General features: G+C 70.8%; 18 protein-coding genes. 9 read left to right on the top strand and 9 right to left on the bottom strand.

What is annotated here, in order from left to right; translation table 11 throughout:
- Positions 1 to 33 precede the first annotated feature (33 nt).
- From QC283_RS13855 to QC283_RS13845, 3 genes are all read right to left on the bottom strand, one after another.
- Positions 34 to 237 carry a transposase gene (locus QC283_RS13855; RefSeq protein ID WP_279562003.1) on the bottom strand — a complete coding sequence of 68 codons (204 nt, stop codon included), beginning with the start codon at positions 235 to 237 and terminating at the stop codon, positions 34 to 36.
- Between the two features lie 171 nt (positions 238 to 408).
- The gene (locus QC283_RS13850; protein ID WP_279561792.1) at positions 409 to 882 is read right to left on the bottom strand and encodes a hypothetical protein; all 474 of its coding nucleotides are present in this window, start codon (positions 880 to 882) and stop codon (positions 409 to 411) included.
- Between the two features lie 10 nt (positions 883 to 892).
- Positions 893 to 2,050, bottom strand: coding sequence for a helix-turn-helix domain-containing protein (locus QC283_RS13845; protein ID WP_279561791.1), 1,158 nt, complete (start codon positions 2,048 to 2,050; stop codon positions 893 to 895).
- A gap of 325 nt (positions 2,051 to 2,375) precedes the next feature.
- On the opposite strand from QC283_RS13845, the gene QC283_RS13840 reads away from it, so the two are divergent.
- The 4 genes from QC283_RS13840 to QC283_RS13825 all read left to right on the top strand — a co-directional run bounded on the left by QC283_RS13840 (position 2,376) and on the right by QC283_RS13825 (position 5,149).
- Positions 2,376 to 2,843 carry an ATP-binding protein gene (locus QC283_RS13840; RefSeq protein WP_279561790.1) on the top strand — a complete coding sequence of 156 codons (468 nt, stop codon included), beginning with the start codon at positions 2,376 to 2,378 and terminating at the stop codon, positions 2,841 to 2,843.
- Between the two features lie 211 nt (positions 2,844 to 3,054).
- On the top strand, positions 3,055 to 4,083 hold the full coding sequence (locus tag QC283_RS13835; protein WP_279561789.1) for a radical SAM protein: 1,029 nt from the start codon (positions 3,055 to 3,057) through the stop codon (positions 4,081 to 4,083).
- Complete coding sequence (locus QC283_RS13830; RefSeq protein ID WP_279561788.1) at positions 4,080 to 4,718, top strand: dTMP kinase; 639 nt, start codon at positions 4,080 to 4,082, stop codon at positions 4,716 to 4,718. Before QC283_RS13835 ends, QC283_RS13830 begins: the two co-directional genes overlap by 4 nt.
- Positions 4,715 to 5,149: an NUDIX hydrolase gene (locus tag QC283_RS13825; RefSeq protein WP_279561787.1), complete on the top strand. Its 435-nt coding sequence runs from the start codon at positions 4,715 to 4,717 to the stop codon at positions 5,147 to 5,149. Before QC283_RS13830 ends, QC283_RS13825 begins: the two co-directional genes overlap by 4 nt.
- A gap of 36 nt (positions 5,150 to 5,185) precedes the next feature.
- On the opposite strand, the gene QC283_RS13820 is transcribed toward QC283_RS13825, so the two are convergent.
- The 3 genes from QC283_RS13820 to QC283_RS13810 all read right to left on the bottom strand — a co-directional run bounded on the left by QC283_RS13820 (position 5,186) and on the right by QC283_RS13810 (position 6,407).
- A complete protein-coding gene (locus tag QC283_RS13820; protein WP_279561786.1) occupies positions 5,186 to 5,695 on the bottom strand; it encodes a MarR family winged helix-turn-helix transcriptional regulator in 510 nt (169 codons plus the stop codon).
- Between the two features lie 77 nt (positions 5,696 to 5,772).
- A complete protein-coding gene (locus QC283_RS13815) occupies positions 5,773 to 6,066 on the bottom strand; it encodes an MTH1187 family thiamine-binding protein (protein WP_279561785.1) in 294 nt (97 codons plus the stop codon).
- Positions 6,063 to 6,407: a DUF3817 domain-containing protein gene (locus tag QC283_RS13810; protein WP_279561784.1), complete on the bottom strand. Its 345-nt coding sequence runs from the start codon at positions 6,405 to 6,407 to the stop codon at positions 6,063 to 6,065. The genes QC283_RS13815 and QC283_RS13810 overlap by 4 nt, the downstream gene beginning before the upstream one ends.
- A 215-nt stretch (positions 6,408 to 6,622) precedes the next feature.
- Between QC283_RS13810 and QC283_RS13805 the strand changes: the two genes are divergently transcribed.
- From QC283_RS13805 to QC283_RS13790, 4 genes are all read left to right on the top strand, one after another.
- Complete coding sequence (locus tag QC283_RS13805; RefSeq protein WP_279561783.1) at positions 6,623 to 7,255, top strand: AIM24 family protein; 633 nt, start codon at positions 6,623 to 6,625, stop codon at positions 7,253 to 7,255.
- A 1-nt stretch (position 7,256) separates the two neighbouring features.
- Positions 7,257 to 7,907: an AIM24 family protein gene (locus tag QC283_RS13800; RefSeq protein WP_279562002.1), complete on the top strand. Its 651-nt coding sequence runs from the start codon at positions 7,257 to 7,259 to the stop codon at positions 7,905 to 7,907.
- The gene (locus QC283_RS13795) at positions 7,904 to 8,680 is read left to right on the top strand and encodes an AIM24 family protein (RefSeq protein ID WP_279561782.1); all 777 of its coding nucleotides are present in this window, start codon (positions 7,904 to 7,906) and stop codon (positions 8,678 to 8,680) included. Before QC283_RS13800 ends, QC283_RS13795 begins: the two co-directional genes overlap by 4 nt.
- 101 nt (positions 8,681 to 8,781) lie before the next feature.
- Entirely contained in the window at positions 8,782 to 9,258 is a 477-nt protein-coding gene (locus QC283_RS13790; RefSeq protein ID WP_279561781.1) for a MarR family winged helix-turn-helix transcriptional regulator, read from the top strand.
- Positions 9,259 to 9,282: 24 nt separating this feature from the next.
- Here QC283_RS13790 and QC283_RS13785 read toward each other — a convergent pair whose 3' ends face one another.
- Both QC283_RS13785 and QC283_RS13780 read right to left on the bottom strand, forming a co-directional pair.
- Entirely contained in the window at positions 9,283 to 10,821 is a 1,539-nt protein-coding gene (locus QC283_RS13785) for a sensor histidine kinase (RefSeq protein ID WP_279561780.1), read from the bottom strand.
- On the bottom strand, positions 10,818 to 11,486 hold the full coding sequence (locus tag QC283_RS13780; protein WP_279561779.1) for a response regulator transcription factor: 669 nt from the start codon (positions 11,484 to 11,486) through the stop codon (positions 10,818 to 10,820). Before QC283_RS13780 ends, QC283_RS13785 begins: the two co-directional genes overlap by 4 nt.
- Positions 11,487 to 11,611: 125 nt before the next feature.
- Between QC283_RS13780 and QC283_RS13775 the strand changes: the two genes are divergently transcribed.
- On the top strand, positions 11,612 to 12,421 hold the full coding sequence (locus QC283_RS13775) for a PepSY domain-containing protein (RefSeq protein WP_279561778.1): 810 nt from the start codon (positions 11,612 to 11,614) through the stop codon (positions 12,419 to 12,421).
- Here the strand turns inward: QC283_RS13775 and QC283_RS13770 are convergent.
- Entirely contained in the window at positions 12,309 to 13,649 is a 1,341-nt protein-coding gene (locus QC283_RS13770; protein WP_279561776.1) for an MFS transporter, read from the bottom strand. The genes QC283_RS13775 and QC283_RS13770 overlap by 113 nt on opposite strands.
- Between the last annotated feature and the right edge of the window lie 130 nt (positions 13,650 to 13,779).

Genomic DNA, 13,779 nt, shown 5'->3' with positions numbered 1-13,779 from the left:
GCCGAGGGCTGTCGTGGCGGTGGTCCGCAGTGATCAGCAGGGACAGTGGCTTGTGCCCCTGGTCGGTCGCGGGAGCGTCCGAGCCCGTGGTCGTCCGGCTCGGTGTCGACCCCGCCGGGCGGCTCGCTTCCGTATGCCGTCGCGCTGCCAGCGGCGGGACAGGTCGTAGACCCGGCCCCACGGGCCGTACCGCTCGGGGACGTCCCGCCAAGGCGCGCCCGCCCGGGTCCGCCACATCCCGTCGATCAACTGCCGACGTGTTCACGTCCGCGGCCGCCCCGGCCTCCTCCCCGCCGGCAGCAGCGGCTCCAGTCCAGCCCACTGCCAGTCCGTCAAGTCCCCTCGCACCACACCATGATCACGACAGCTCAGAATCCACTTTTGCGGCAGGCCCAATAGCGGTGACGATCAGCGGGTGGCGCCCTCCGGCCACAGGACCCGCACCGGGATGCCGCTTCGCCGCGCGTACGAGACCACGTCCGCGGTACCGCCGAAACCCCGGGCCGGCTTGCCGTCCCACACCGCGAGGAGGTCGTCGGACAGTCCCACGAGGACCTCCGAGCCCACCATGTGCGCCTCGGACGTCGACTCGTCCATGCCGGTCTCGTGGACATCGGCTGCCTGCCCCAGCAGAGCGTCATAGGTGGCGTGGTGCCACTCCGGGAGCGCGTCTCGGTACCCGGTCGCCGGAATGACCACCTCAAGACGGCCACCATGCTTCACCACGGCTTCGGCGAACCAGGCGTCAGGACCGTCCGCGAGGCACGAAACGCCGACCAGATCAGCGGCGTCGTAGGCACTCACCGCTTCGTCGAGCATTTCCCGCACGCGCCTCTCCACCTCCGCGCCGAGTCCGCGATGACCAGTGATTCCCACCCGCATGCCTGTCCTCCTAGAGATATGCGCCGTGCAGGCGCTCGTCGAAGTCGCGCACCACCTTGGGCGGCGCGTTGGCCGTGAGGGTCCGGCGCAGGGCGCGGGCCCGTTCCACGATGCGCCCGGATTTGTACGTCAGCCCGGTCTCGAGTGCCCGCCGAGCGAGGGCGAACGCCGACTCCACACGTCCGCCGGCCAGGTGTCCGGCGGCGATGTCGATCACCAGGAGGGCACGCTGCTTCGCGTGGCCGGTGGCCAGGGCTGCCACATCGTCCGACAGCACCCAGTCAGCCAGACCGAGCCGCGCCCCACAGGTCACGCGGCACGCGGTCACCTTCTCCGGGCCGAACGCGAACACCCAGGGCCAGGGCGGCGGCTCCTCGGGCAGCGCCTCGGCTGCTGCGCGGCTCGCGGTCAGCGCCCTGTCGGCCGAGCGGCGGTCGCCGTCGGCGGCATGGGCGAGGGCTTCCACGGACAGCAACCAGGCCTCCGCGACCGGCGGCCGACGGTCCCCGAGCACTCGCCGGGCCCGTCTGGCCAGGTTCAGGGCCTCGGTACCGTTTCCCGCGTGCGCCTCGAACTGGGCCAGGCTCCCGGTCTGGTAGGCCGCCAGGAGCGGGTCCCCGGACGATCGGGCCGCCTTGACCGCCGAGCCGTACCAGACACGCGCGGAACCGTTGTCGCCCATATCCCATGCCAGCCAGCCAGCCAGGCTCGCGGCCTCGCTGCCAACCGCCGCAAGCCGGTTGCGATCGCCGTCGCCCGCCGCCGTGCCGCTGACGCTCTGAATCAGCCGCATGTGTGACCTCACGGCCTCGGAGAGATCGCGGGACGGTGTCGAACCGTCGAGCCTCCGGTACGCCGATGTCGACAGCCGCAGCACGGCGGCCTGGCCGCTCCCCGGACCGGTCTCGGCGGGCAATGCAGCCAGTGCCGGCGTCGCCGCTGTCGCCGCGACGCCGCCCAGGAATTGTCGTCGGTCCACGTCATCATCACCGTTCGCCTGCCCCTGTGGGCGACTGTCCGCGAGCCCCACCAACGCCGGTGGAAAGCCCAGGTGTGCGCACGCCGCTGCCAGGACGTCCGTGCTGTACGTACGCGCGCCGCGCTTCTCCAACCGGGAGACGGCCGACTGCGAAAGACCGATCGCCCCACCCAGTTGCGCTTGGGTCATGCGCTGGTCCTGCCGGACAAGTTCAATGACCTTGCCGTAGTCCCCGGTCCGGGACGCCTCTCGGACCGCTGCTGCCTGCCACTTCACGGCACACCCCCCACGTTACGAGTCCCCACGGCACCGTGCGCCTGTCCGTACCCGCTCAGCTCATATCTGTATGCGGGTGCCGCATCTGTGATGGTCCCACAGCACTGAGTAACCATTGACTGGTCATCAGGACAGCAACGAGCCCCACACCACGGGCCGTTCTGGACTCGGCGACCGTCCCTCGCCCCTTTGAGGAACAGCCGACACGTCCCCCAGCCGCCCGACCGTGAGGCCCCCGATGACCAGCATGACGGCAAGACGATCAGCAACCGCCGTCCCCCAACTGCACGCTCACGGGACCGGGTATCCGGGCTATGACGTGTGTCTCGTCCGCCTGCCGCAAAGCGCGGCCGTGGCACGCCTGGCAGCGCGGACCACGATGAAGTGTTGGGGGCTGTCCGAGGACCTGACGGCGGACGCCGAACTGATCGCTTGCGAGCTGGTAACCAACGCGATCCGGCATTCGGGCAGCCGCAACGTACAGGAGCCCGGTCACTGCCGTCTGACACTGGAGCGCCCGGCCTCGGACGCGGTCCGGATCGAGGTATCCGACGGTTCCATGACCCGTCCAGCGAAGCGCGAGCCGGGCGAGGACGAAATCAATGGCCGTGGCCTGATCCTTGTGGCGGCCCTCGCCGCCGACTGGGGCGTGACCCACCGCCCGGGCGGCAAGACCGTCTGGGCCCTGCTGAGAGCCCAACCGTGAGCGGGGGATCCAGCGCGCGCCCGGAGTCACCCAGTCCTCCCGGCCCGACCGTCGGCTTCCCCGCCCTCCTGTCGTAACCAGCGGACGAATCACCCGCCATGGCACCAACTGCCGCACCTCTGGTGGCCCTGGCGGAGCGAAGTCCTACCTCCGCCCGCACATCGGGCGGGACGGCACAACATCACTCGACACGACCATCGGAGGACATCCCATGACCATCCCGATCCTGTCGGCCTCGTCTCCGCCCGCCACGGACTGGACGGCGCTGCGGAACTTCGCCGCCCTGCGCGGGCAGCTCCGGGTCTCCCTGACCCCGCTGTGCAACGAGGCATGCTGGTTCTGTCACAACGAAGGAGACGTACCACCGCCGCACACCCGAATGCACAGCAAGGACCGCCCGCGCCCTGGAGAGCTGACGGCCGCCGACTACCTCACAGTGCTCCGTGACGTGATCGCCGCCGGGCTGAAGCGCGTCTACTTCACCGGTGGTGAACCACTCCTCTCCCCGCTCGCCAGGCCCGTCCTCACGGAACTTCCCGACGCGGGCGCCGACGGTTCCTACACGCTGATCACGAACGGCAGCCTCGTCCGCCGCAATGCGGCATGGCTCTCCACCACCCGCCTGGACAAGGTGAAGATCTCCCTGCACTACTTTTCGGACGACAGTCTGTACGAGATCGCGGGCGTGCGGTTCGGCATCAACCAGATCCTCGACGGCATCGACGCGGCCCGGGAACTGTTCGAGCGCGTAGAGCTGAACACGCTGCTCCAGCGCGAGAACGCACACGAGATCCTGCCCATCCTCGACTACGCCCTGAAACGACGGCTCCCGGTGCAGTTCATCGAGCTGGTGGACACCGACTTCAACGAGGCCCACCGTGACTCAGCCGTCACCGCTGACGGACTCATTCAGCACCTCCGCAGCCTCACCACTGACGAGCGCACCGAGATCGCGGGAGTCGGCCAGGGCCGCCGCGTCTTCCGCGTCGACGGCGTAGAGATCGACATCATCCAACGGATCCTGGGGCGCCACCACGTCGGGCAGTGCGGCACCTGCCCCGTCAAGCCGCGATGCGTCGAGGGGTTCTGGTCGCTGCGCATGGACCACGCCGGCGGAGTACAGCCGTGCCTCCTACGTGATGACCTGCGTCTGGACCTCCGGCTCCTCCTCGCCAACCAGGCCTCCACCGCTACGGCGATCGCCCGCCACCTGTCCGCTTTCACCGAGGGCACCCTGTGAGCCCCCTGTACGGCGCCTACACGCCCGGCGTCCCCGCCCGTGGAAACGGCCCGTTCATCGTTCTGGAAGGGATCTCCGGCATCGGGAAATCCACCCTCGCCCGCCTTCTCGCGGAGCGGCTGAACGCCGGAACCCTGCACACCGTGCCCGACTTCTACATGCCGTGGGCGCCGGTCATGAACGCGAACACTCGCGCCCTGCCACAGCTCGCGTTCTATCTGTCCGGGGTCCTCCACGCCTCCGACATCGTCCGGAGCCATCTGGAACGCGGGGCCGTCGTCTCCGACCGCTATGTGTCGTCGGTGCTCGCCTACCATTCCGCCGTCCACGAACTCGAGATGGCTCAAGTCGCGGAGCTCCTTGCCCCGTTCCGCCCATACCTCCCTGCCCCTGACCTCACGTTCTATCTACGGTGCACAAACCGAACACTCCGCACCCGAATGGCGGGCAAGAAGGACTACAACCAGGACGACCACGACATGATCACGGTCCCCGGACGCCTGGAACGCCTCCGCTCGAACTTCGACAAAGCAGCAGCAGACGACACCACGGCCGTCATCATCGATACAGACGACCGCACACCCGGCGAACTCGCCGACACCATCACCGACCACCTGACAGAACTGAGCACATGACCAACACTCCGGACCTTCAGGACGCGTCCGTCATCGTCGCGCTCGACGAGGGCGGACGCGTCGCCGTCCTCAGCTCCCGCAACGCTCAGCACGGAGGGATGTTCCTCCCAGGAGGCAGACGGGACCCCGGCGAGAAGCCCGAGCAGTGTGCCCGCCGCGAGCTTAGGGAAGAAGCGGGTGTCACCGCCGCGAAGTGGCGTCACCTCGGCACCTATGCCATCACCCTCGGAAGCGCCGCTCGGATCTCCCTCTACCTGGCCGAAGAGCTCACCCTCGGTCCTCAGGAACTCAACGACAGCGAAGAGGATTTCAAGCTCACCTGGTGGCCCCTGGCCGACGCAGTCACCGCAGCCACCGAAGGCCGCTTCCTCCTGCCCGCCGGTCCCCTCGCGCTCCTGCTCGCCGACCGGTTGTTCACGGACAGGGACTGATCCGCCACCGACGCGCGTACTGACGTCCGGGCCGGGCTACTCCGCCGCGAAATCCCCCGCGGCAACCCGCAGCGGTCTGAGCATCGCGAAGATCTCGCCGCACTCCTCGGCGTCGTACGCGCCCAGGCCGAAGTCCATCGCCATGAGGTCGCGGGTGGCCGCCTCGACCACCTCACGGCCCTTGTCGGTGATGGTGGCGAGCGTGCCGCGGCCGTCGTTGGGGTTGGGGCGCTTGTCCACCAGGCCCGACCTCACCAGCCGGTCGACGGTGTTGGTGACGGAGGTGGGGTGCACCATGAGGCGCTCGCCGATCTTGGACATCGGCAGCTCGCCCGACTTGGAGAAGGTGAGCAGCACCAGCGCCTCGTAGCGCGCGAAGGTCAGCCCGTACGGCTTCACCACCGCGTCGACCTCGGCCAGCAGGATCTGGTGCGCCCGCATGATGGAGGTGATGGCGGACATGGAGGGCACGCCGCCCCAGCGCTGCTTCCAGAGTTCGTCGGCACGGGCGATGGGATCGAAGGAGAGACTGAGGGGCTTCGGCACGGCATCAGACCCTACCGGCCGGTCATATCCCGGTCAGCCCCGTCTCGCCTTTCGATACCACCGCCCGCGGCGCACGGCTACCGCGCGAGGTGCCGCTCCACCGTGTCGACCTTCGAGGTGAGGCCGTCGGTCACGCCGGGGCGGATGTCCGCCTTGAGGACCAGGGAGACGCGCGGGGCCCGTGCCTCGACGGCGGCGACGGCGCGCCGGACGACGTCCATGACTTCCGTCCACTCGCCCTCGACCGACGTGAACATCGCGTCGGTGCGGTTCGGCAGGCCCGACTCGCGGACCACCCGGACGGCGTCGGCGACGTACTCCCCCACGTCCTCGCCGACGCCGAGCGGCGTGACGGAGAAGGCGACGATCACGCTCCCACGACACCTTCCTGGCGGGCGCGGGAGGCGATGACCGCACTCTCGGCCTCGCGCTTGAGCCTGCGGTCGGCGAAGAAGCCGCCGGTCGGCAGGACCGACATGACGAAGTAGAAGGCGGCGGTGCCCAGGGACCACTTGGCGCGGTTCCAGGCGTCCGCCCAGAAGAGCACGTAGACGACGAAGAGGAAGCCGTGGACCGCGCCCATCACGGGCACCGCGTTGAAGTCGGTGGTCCGCTTCAGGACGGAGCAGACCATCAGCAGCAGGAACGAGATCGCCTCGGGGCCGGAGACCAGGCGGAGGCGGCGGAGGGCGGAGGCGGTCTTGAGGTCCACGGGTCACCTTCGGTGGGAGAGGTATCGATACGTCGGGCACCGCCGGGACGGCGGTTTGTGAACGTGCGCACAAGCGCGCGTCCATTGTGGCAAACCCCCGACGCGCCCGGGTGAGGGGGGCGGCGACACCGACTTCGGGGGAGGCGATCGACGGGTATCCGCCCGTGAGATCTGTCGGCGGGCCCACCCGGCACGCTAGCGTCACATTTGTGGCGATGTTCCGACTTCAAGACAGCAAGGTACTCGCCGTCGACATGACCGGGGACGCCGTGAAGGCGAAGAACGGCTCGATGGTCGCGTACGACGGGGAGATGGCCTTCAAGAAGCTGAGCGGCGGCGGTGAGGGGATCCGGGGGATGGTGACCCGGCGGATCACCGGCGAGCAGATGACGGTGATGGAGGTGAAGGGGCACGGGACCTGCTGGTTCGCGGACCGGGCCTCGGAGATCAGCCTCGTGGGTCTCCAGGGCGACACGCTGTACGTCGAGTCCAGCAACTTCCTGGCGGCCGACGCCGGGCTGCGGACCGGCACCAGTTTCACGGGAACGCGCGGCGCCTCCCAGGGCAACGGGCTGTTCACCACGACCGTGGAGGGGCACGGACAGGTGGCGATCATGTCGGACGGGCCGGCGGTGGTGCTGCGGGTCAGCGCGCAGTACCCGCTGACGGTCGACCCGGGGGCGTACGTCGCGCACCAGGGGAACCTGCGGCAGTCCTTCCAGTCGGGTGTGACCTTCCGCACGCTGTTCGGGGAGGGCGGTGGCGAGGCCTTCCAGATCCGCTTCGAGGGCGACGGCCTGGTGTACGTGCAGCCGAGCGAGCGGAACACGATCGCGGGGGATGTGTGAGATGGCCTTCCGGGAGATCAACTCCAAGATGGTGCAGGCGACCGTGGCGCCCGGGCAGCGGCTGTTCAGCCAGCGCGGCGCGATGCTCGCCTACCAGGGCGAGGTGTCCTTCACGCCCAACCTGCGGGGCGGCCAGGGCGGCGTCATGTCGATGATCGGCCGCCGGGTGGCGAACGAGGACACGCCGCTGATGACCGTCGAGGGCAGCGGCACCGTGCTCTTCGGGCACGGCGGCCACCACGTCCAGGTGATCGGCCTCGCCGGCGACACCCTGTACGTCGAGGCGGACCGCCTCCTCGCCTTCGAGGGCACCCTGGAGCAGGGCACGGTGTTCCTGGGCTCGCAGGGCGGGGTCATGGGCATGGTGCGCGGTCAGGTCAGCGGGCAGGGGCTGTTCACGACCACCCTCAAGGGTCACGGCTCGGTGGCGGTGATGGCCCACGGGGGCGTCTTCGAGATCCCCATCACCCCGCAGCGCCCGGTGCGCGTCGACCCGCAGGCGTACGTCGCCCACCACGGTGACGTCCGCAACAAGCTGTCCACGGCGATGGGCTGGCGGGACATGGTGGGGCGCGGCTCCGGCGAGGCGTTCCAGCTGGAGCTCAGCGGCAGCGGCACGGTGTACGTCCAGGCGTCCGAGGAGAAGCTGTGAGCACCGTTCACCACGACCCGGCGACGCTGCCGGCCGATGACAGCGTCAACGCGTACACCTTCTGTGTGGAGCTCAAGGGGAGCCAGTGGTTCCTGCAAAAGGGGAAGATGATCGCCTACTACGGGACGATCGAGTTCAACGGGATCGGGCACGGCCGGCTGGACCGGCTGGTGCGGACGTCCTTCCATTCGCCACTGCACGCGAGCGACTGGGTCGTGGCGGAGGGCTCGGGCAAGATGCTCCTCGCCGACCGGGCCTTCGACGTGAATTCGTATGACCTGGAAGACGGCAACCTGACCATTCGCTCAGGCAACTTGCTTGCTTTTCAGCCAAGTCTCGCTCTCAAGCAGTCGATCGTGCCGGGCTTTCTGACACTGATCGGAACCGGAAAGTTCGTGGCGGCGTCGAACGGTCCGGTGGTGTTCATGGAACCCCCGATCCGGGTCGACCCGCAGGCCCTGGTCGGCTGGGCCGACTGCCCGTCCCCGTGCCATCACTACGACCACGGGTACATGACCGGCCTGATGGGCGGTCTACGTGCGATGACGGGGCTCGGCGGGGCCTCCGGGGAGGAGCACCAGTTCGAGTTCGTGGGCGCGGGGACGGTGCTGCTGCAGTCGAGCGAGGCGCTGATGGCGGAGCAGGCGACGGGGGCCACCCCACAGCAGGCGGGGGTGCCCGGAGGCGGGGCGTCCGGTGCGCCGGGAGGCCGGTCCGGAGTACCGGGGCTTCCCGGACAGCTGGGGGACCTCCAGCGCCGCTTCGGGCTGTGAGCGGTAATCTGCGGAGTGTGACATCGAACGCGTGCGCACCGTCATCGTCACGGAAAACCCCTCACTAGTTCGCCTTTCAACATTTTAGGTAGACTTCATTCATGGAGACCGAGACGGCCACCCGCTGGCTGACCGATACGGAGCAGTGTGCTTGGCGCACCCACCTGGAGGTCAACAGGCTGTTGACGCACCAGCTCGAGAAGGACCTGCAGCCGTTCGGCCTGACAATGAACGACTACGAGATCCTGGTGAACCTCTCCGAGTCGGAGGGCGACAGGATGCGGATGAGCGACCTGGCCACCGCCACGATGCAGTCCAAGAGCCGCCTCTCCCACCAGGTCACCCGCATGGAGAACGCGGACCTGGTCCGGCGGGAGAACTGCGAGTCCGACCGCCGAGGGCTCTACGCCGTCCTCACCGAGCACGGCCTGGAGACGATGCGGAAGGTCGCGCCGCACCATGTGGCGTCCGTCCGCAGGCATTTCATGGACCTGCTGGCGCCCGAGGCCCTGACGGAGCTCGACAAGGCGCTCAAGCCGATCGCGGAGCACCTGCGCGGGCAGCGGGGACGTCCCTGACCGCATCCCTGATCACGTCGCTGGTCACGTCCCCGCGGGCATGACGGTCCGGGCGGTCGGCAGGCGGAGCTCGAACAGGGCGCCGCCTGCCGGCGCCTCGTGGACCGTGAGCGTGCCGCCGTGCCGTACGGCGACGTCGCGCGCGATGGCCAGCCCCAGCCCCGCCCCGCCGTCGTCGCGGCTGCGGGCGGCGTCGAGCCGTACGAAACGCTCGAAGATCCGCTCCCGGTCCCCCGCCGGCACCCCCTCGCCGTCGTCGGCCACCGCGACCACGGCCAGGTCACCGTCGCGGCGCACGGACACCTCCACCGCCGAGCGGGCGTGCCGCTGCGCGTTGTCGAGCAGATTGGCCAGCACCCGCCCCAGCTGCCCCCGCGACCCGGCCACCTGCACCGCGCCCTCGCCGTCGCCCTCGCCGTCGCCCGCGCCCTCGCCTTCGCCTTCGCCTTCGCCCCGCACGGTCACTCCGGTCCGGCCCTCGGCCGCCTCCCGCGCGAGCGCCCCGAGGTCGACCCGGGCGTCCGCGGGCCGCTCCCCCGCGTCCAGCCTGGCCAGCAGCAGCAGGTCGGCGGCGAGCCGCTGCAGCCGTACGGTGTCCTCCACCGCGCCGTCGAGGTCGAGCAGCTCCGGGTGGGCCGCGGCCACCTCCAGCTGGGTGCGCAGCGAGGCGATCGGGCTGCGCAGTTCGTGCGAGGCGTCGGCGACGAAGCGGCGCTGCCGCTCCACCGAGGCCTCCAGGGCGGCCAGCGTCCGGTTGGTGGTCGAGGCGAGCCTGGCCACCTCGTCGTGCGTGCCCGGCACCGGGACGCGGCGCGCGAGGTCCTCGCTGGCGGTGATGGCGGCCATCTCCCGGCGGATGCCCGCCACGGGGCGCAGGGCGCGCCCGGTGACCAGCCAGGTCACCCACCCGACGACCGCGAGCAGCAGCGGGAAGCCGATCAGCATGACGGTCAGCGCGGTGTTCACGGCGCCGTGTTCGGCGGACAGCGGGGCACCGGCGTAGACGGTGAGCTGGGCACCGCCCCGGGTCTCCACGGGCACGGCGGCGAAGCGGTAGTCCTCCGTGTCACCGTCGATCGTCGCCGAGCCGTCGCTGACGGTGGTCCGCTCGCCGATCTCACCGGGCTCCAGCGCGTCGCCGGCGTCGTCATCGTCGTCGTCCGAGTCGCCGCCTTCGCCACCGTCGTCGCCGCCGCCGTCGTCGTCATCGTCGGCGTCGCCGGTGGGGGTGGGGGCCGGCTGCGGCTGCGGCTGCACCGCGTCGACGCCGGTGCCGCTGATCCGCTCCAGGTCCTCACTGGCGGCGACGAGCGTGCCCTCGTCGTCGACGATCTGCACCGGACGGTCGTCCACGTCCAGGGACAGCTCGGTGTACCGCGTCCCGACGGACAGCTCGGCGGCGACCTCCCGCGCGGAGCGCTCGGCCTGGGTGCCGGCCTCGCCGAGCAGGTTGGAGCGCAGGGACAGCAGGACGGCGGTGCCGGCCGCGACGAGGGCGACGGCGACCACGAGGGTGGCGCCGAGCGTGGCCCGGGCCCGGACCGAGCCGAAGAGCCGGCTCATCGCTCGCCCTCCAGCCGGTAGCCGGCGCCGCGCACGGTGCGGATGAGACCGGCGCGCAGCTTGCGCCGCAGAGCGCTGACGTACACCTCGACGATGTTGGGGTCGCCGTCGTAGGCGAAATCCCAGACGTGTTCCAGGATCTCCGCCTTGGACACGACCTGCCCGGCCCGCACCACGAGCTCCTCCAGAACGGCGAACTCCTTCGCGGTCAGGGCGACTTCGCGCTCGCCCAGGAAGACCCGGCGGGCGGCGGTGTCGACCTTCAGGTCGCCGTGGACGCGCACGGGCGATGCCCCGGCGCCCTGCTTCCGCCGCCGCAGCAGGGCCTTCACCCGGGCGACGAGGACGACGTACGAGAAGGGCTTGGTGAGGTAGTCGTCCGCGCCCGTGTCCAGGCCCTCCGCCTCGTCGTACTCGCCGTCCTTGGCGGTGAGCATCAGGATCGGCACCTCGTGCCCGGCGGCGCGCAGGGCGGCGCAGACGCGGTAGCCGTTGAGCCCGGGCAGCATGATGTCGAGGATGACGAGGTCGTACGTGCCCTCGCCGGCCCGGTGCAGTCCCTCCCGGCCGTCGTGGACGACGTCCACGGCGTAGCCCTCCGCGGTGAGGCCCTTGGCGAGCGACACGGCGAGACGCTTCTCGTCCTCCACGATCAACAGGCGCATGGGTAAAGAGTCGCAAAACGAAGCTGAAGATCCCTTCAGGCGGCTTCAGCTCGGCCTCAGCGTCGGTGGACGACAGTGAAGGCGTCGAAATCGAAGCGACCCTGTACGACTCGGGAGGAACCCGCATGAAGCGCAACATCGTGATCGCCGCCGTCACCGCCGCCGCACTGATCGGAGGCGGTACGGCGACGGCTCTGGCGACCACGGACGACGACGACTCGGGTACGACGACGCGTCAGACGGACGTGCGCGGGGCCTCGGACGACGACGCGGGCGACGACGCGGGCGACCGGGCGGACGACGCCGACGACGCCGACGACGCCGACGACAGCAACGACGACGACCGCGACGGCTCCCGCGACCGCGACGACGACGCCTCCCGCGTGTCCTCGGCGAAGGTGACGGCGGCCGAGGCCATCGCCTCCGCGCTGCGCGAGGCGCCGGGCACCGCCGTCTCCGCCGAACTGGACGACGAGGACGGAGACGACGGCGACGACGACGAGCGCGCCGCCTGGGAGGTCGACATCCTCGCCGGTGACGGCACCTGGCACAGCGTGTGGATCGACCCGGCGGGCGGCAAGGTCCTCGGCTCGGAGACGGACGACGACGAGGACGACACCGACGAGGTACGGGCCGCGCTGAAGGGCGCGTCCGTGGACGCCGCCGAGGCCGCGAAGGCAGCCGCCGCCCACGGGACCGTGACGTCCGTGGAGCTGGACGACGACGGCTACTACGGCGACGGCAAGGTGGCCTGGGAGGCCGAGACCCACTCCTTGGGCGAGGCCGAGCACGACTGGCGCGTCGACCCGAAGACCGGCAAGGTCACGGCCGATCGCTCACACCACTCGGCCGACTCGGACTCGGACGACTCGGATGACTCGGATGACTCGGATGACTCGGATGACTCCGACGACTCCGGCTCGGACGACGACTGAGCGGCCCCCGCCACTCGACGGACCGACCGCGGCGGCGCCCCGGCACCAGCGCCGCCGCCACGGCGACCGCGCCGGACACCGCGAAGCACACCGGCAGCGGCAGCCGCTCCACCAGCAGGCCCACCGCCGCGGCGCCGGCGGAACCCCCGGCGTTCACCGCCGTGTTGCACCAGGCTCCCGCCCGGACCCGGAAGCCGGGCGCCGCACTCTCGTCGGCGATCAGGTACGCCGTCGTCAGCGCTGGTGCCACGAACAGGCCCGCGCAGGCGACGGCCACGACGAGCGTGCCGACGCCGGACGCGAGGCCCGCGGCGACCAGGCAGAGGCCGAGGCCGGCCGCGAGGAACGGGAGCCGGGCACGGGCGGACGAACTCCAGACGATGGCACCGTTGAGCAGCCCGCCGACCGCGCTGCCCGCCGACAGTGCCGCGAGCGCCCAGGCCACGGTGGAGCCGCCGAGGCCGCGCTGACCCGCGAAGGCGACGACGAGCAGGTCGACGGCGCTCACCGAGACGCCGACGCACGCGGCGACGGCGACGGGTTGCAACAGGGCCCGCCCCTGCCCCGCGGCCTTACCCCCGGCCGGCGCGGAGCCGTCCTTCGCACGCTCCGCCGGACGCGGCACGCCCGCCGCCGGCGACGTGACGAAGGCGAGGGTACCCACCGCCACCAGCACCGCGCTGAGCACGACGCCGACGGTCGGCGGGGCGAACCCGATCACCACGCCGACCAGGAGCGGGCCGGAGACGAAGAGCAGCTCCTCGGCGACGCCGTCCAGGCTGTAGGCGCGCTGCAGCATGGCCCGATCGGGCAGCAGTTCGACCCACACCGCGCGCATCGTGGGCCCGAGCGGGGGCATGCAGGCGCCCGCGAACGCGGCGGTCACCGCGAGGACGGCCGCGGGCGTGCCGCTCCGCCCGCAGACCGCCGCCAGCGCGCAGAGCAGGGCGGCGTGGAGCAGGGCCATGGGCAGCAGGGCCCGGCGCGGGCCGTGCCGGTCGACGAGGGCCGCGCGGTAGGGGGAAAGGAAGACGCCCGTGGCGCCGAAGACCGCCATCACCGTGCCGGCCACGGCGTACGACCCGGTGGACCGGGTCAGGGAAAGCATCAGGGCGAGGGAGACCGTGCCGTACGACAGCCGGCCGACAAGTGCGGCGGCGAAGGTACGGCGGGCATGGGGGACACGGAGGACGGCGGCGTACGAGGGCCGCGGAGCAGGCGTGGACACGGAAGGTTCCTCAGAGGAAGGCAACGAGGGGACGCCGAAGCGCGCGACGGCCGGGTGCGGCGGTCGCGCGCGGGGCGGGCCCTAGGCCAAGAGGAGGAACACGCGGGTCAACATACCGGCGCGGCGCTGC

It is taken from the genome of Streptomyces sp. DH41 (genome assembly GCF_029813785.1).
In the GTDB taxonomy this organism is placed as follows: Bacteria; Actinomycetota; Actinomycetes; order Streptomycetales; family Streptomycetaceae; genus Streptomyces.
The sequence above is the reverse complement of the archived record's forward strand: the minus strand, read 5'-3'. Positions and strand labels throughout refer to the sequence as shown.

What these genes read in the sequence shown, in the direction of transcription:
- QC283_RS13855 (WP_279562003.1), bottom strand. Translation starts at nt 237, where the DNA reads ATGTGGCGGACCCGGGCGGGCGCGCCTTGGCGGGACGTCCCCGAGCGG.
- QC283_RS13850 (WP_279561792.1), bottom strand. Translation starts at nt 882, where the DNA reads ATGCGGGTGGGAATCACTGGTCATCGCGGACTCGGCGCGGAGGTGGAG.
- QC283_RS13845 (WP_279561791.1), bottom strand. Translation starts at nt 2,050, where the DNA reads ATGACCCAAGCGCAACTGGGTGGGGCGATCGGTCTTTCGCAGTCGGCC.
- QC283_RS13840 (WP_279561790.1), top strand. Translation starts at nt 2,376, where the DNA reads ATGACCAGCATGACGGCAAGACGATCAGCAACCGCCGTCCCCCAACTG.
- QC283_RS13835 (WP_279561789.1), top strand. Translation starts at nt 3,055, where the DNA reads ATGACCATCCCGATCCTGTCGGCCTCGTCTCCGCCCGCCACGGACTGG.
- QC283_RS13825 (WP_279561787.1), top strand. Translation starts at nt 4,715, where the DNA reads ATGACCAACACTCCGGACCTTCAGGACGCGTCCGTCATCGTCGCGCTC.
- QC283_RS13805 (WP_279561783.1), top strand. Translation starts at nt 6,623, where the DNA reads ATGTTCCGACTTCAAGACAGCAAGGTACTCGCCGTCGACATGACCGGG.
- QC283_RS13800 (WP_279562002.1), top strand. Translation starts at nt 7,257, where the DNA reads ATGGCCTTCCGGGAGATCAACTCCAAGATGGTGCAGGCGACCGTGGCG.
- QC283_RS13790 (WP_279561781.1), top strand. Translation starts at nt 8,782, where the DNA reads ATGGAGACCGAGACGGCCACCCGCTGGCTGACCGATACGGAGCAGTGT.
- QC283_RS13785 (WP_279561780.1), bottom strand. Translation starts at nt 10,821, where the DNA reads ATGAGCCGGCTCTTCGGCTCGGTCCGGGCCCGGGCCACGCTCGGCGCC.
- QC283_RS13780 (WP_279561779.1), bottom strand. Translation starts at nt 11,486, where the DNA reads ATGCGCCTGTTGATCGTGGAGGACGAGAAGCGTCTCGCCGTGTCGCTC.
- QC283_RS13775 (WP_279561778.1), top strand. Translation starts at nt 11,612, where the DNA reads ATGAAGCGCAACATCGTGATCGCCGCCGTCACCGCCGCCGCACTGATC.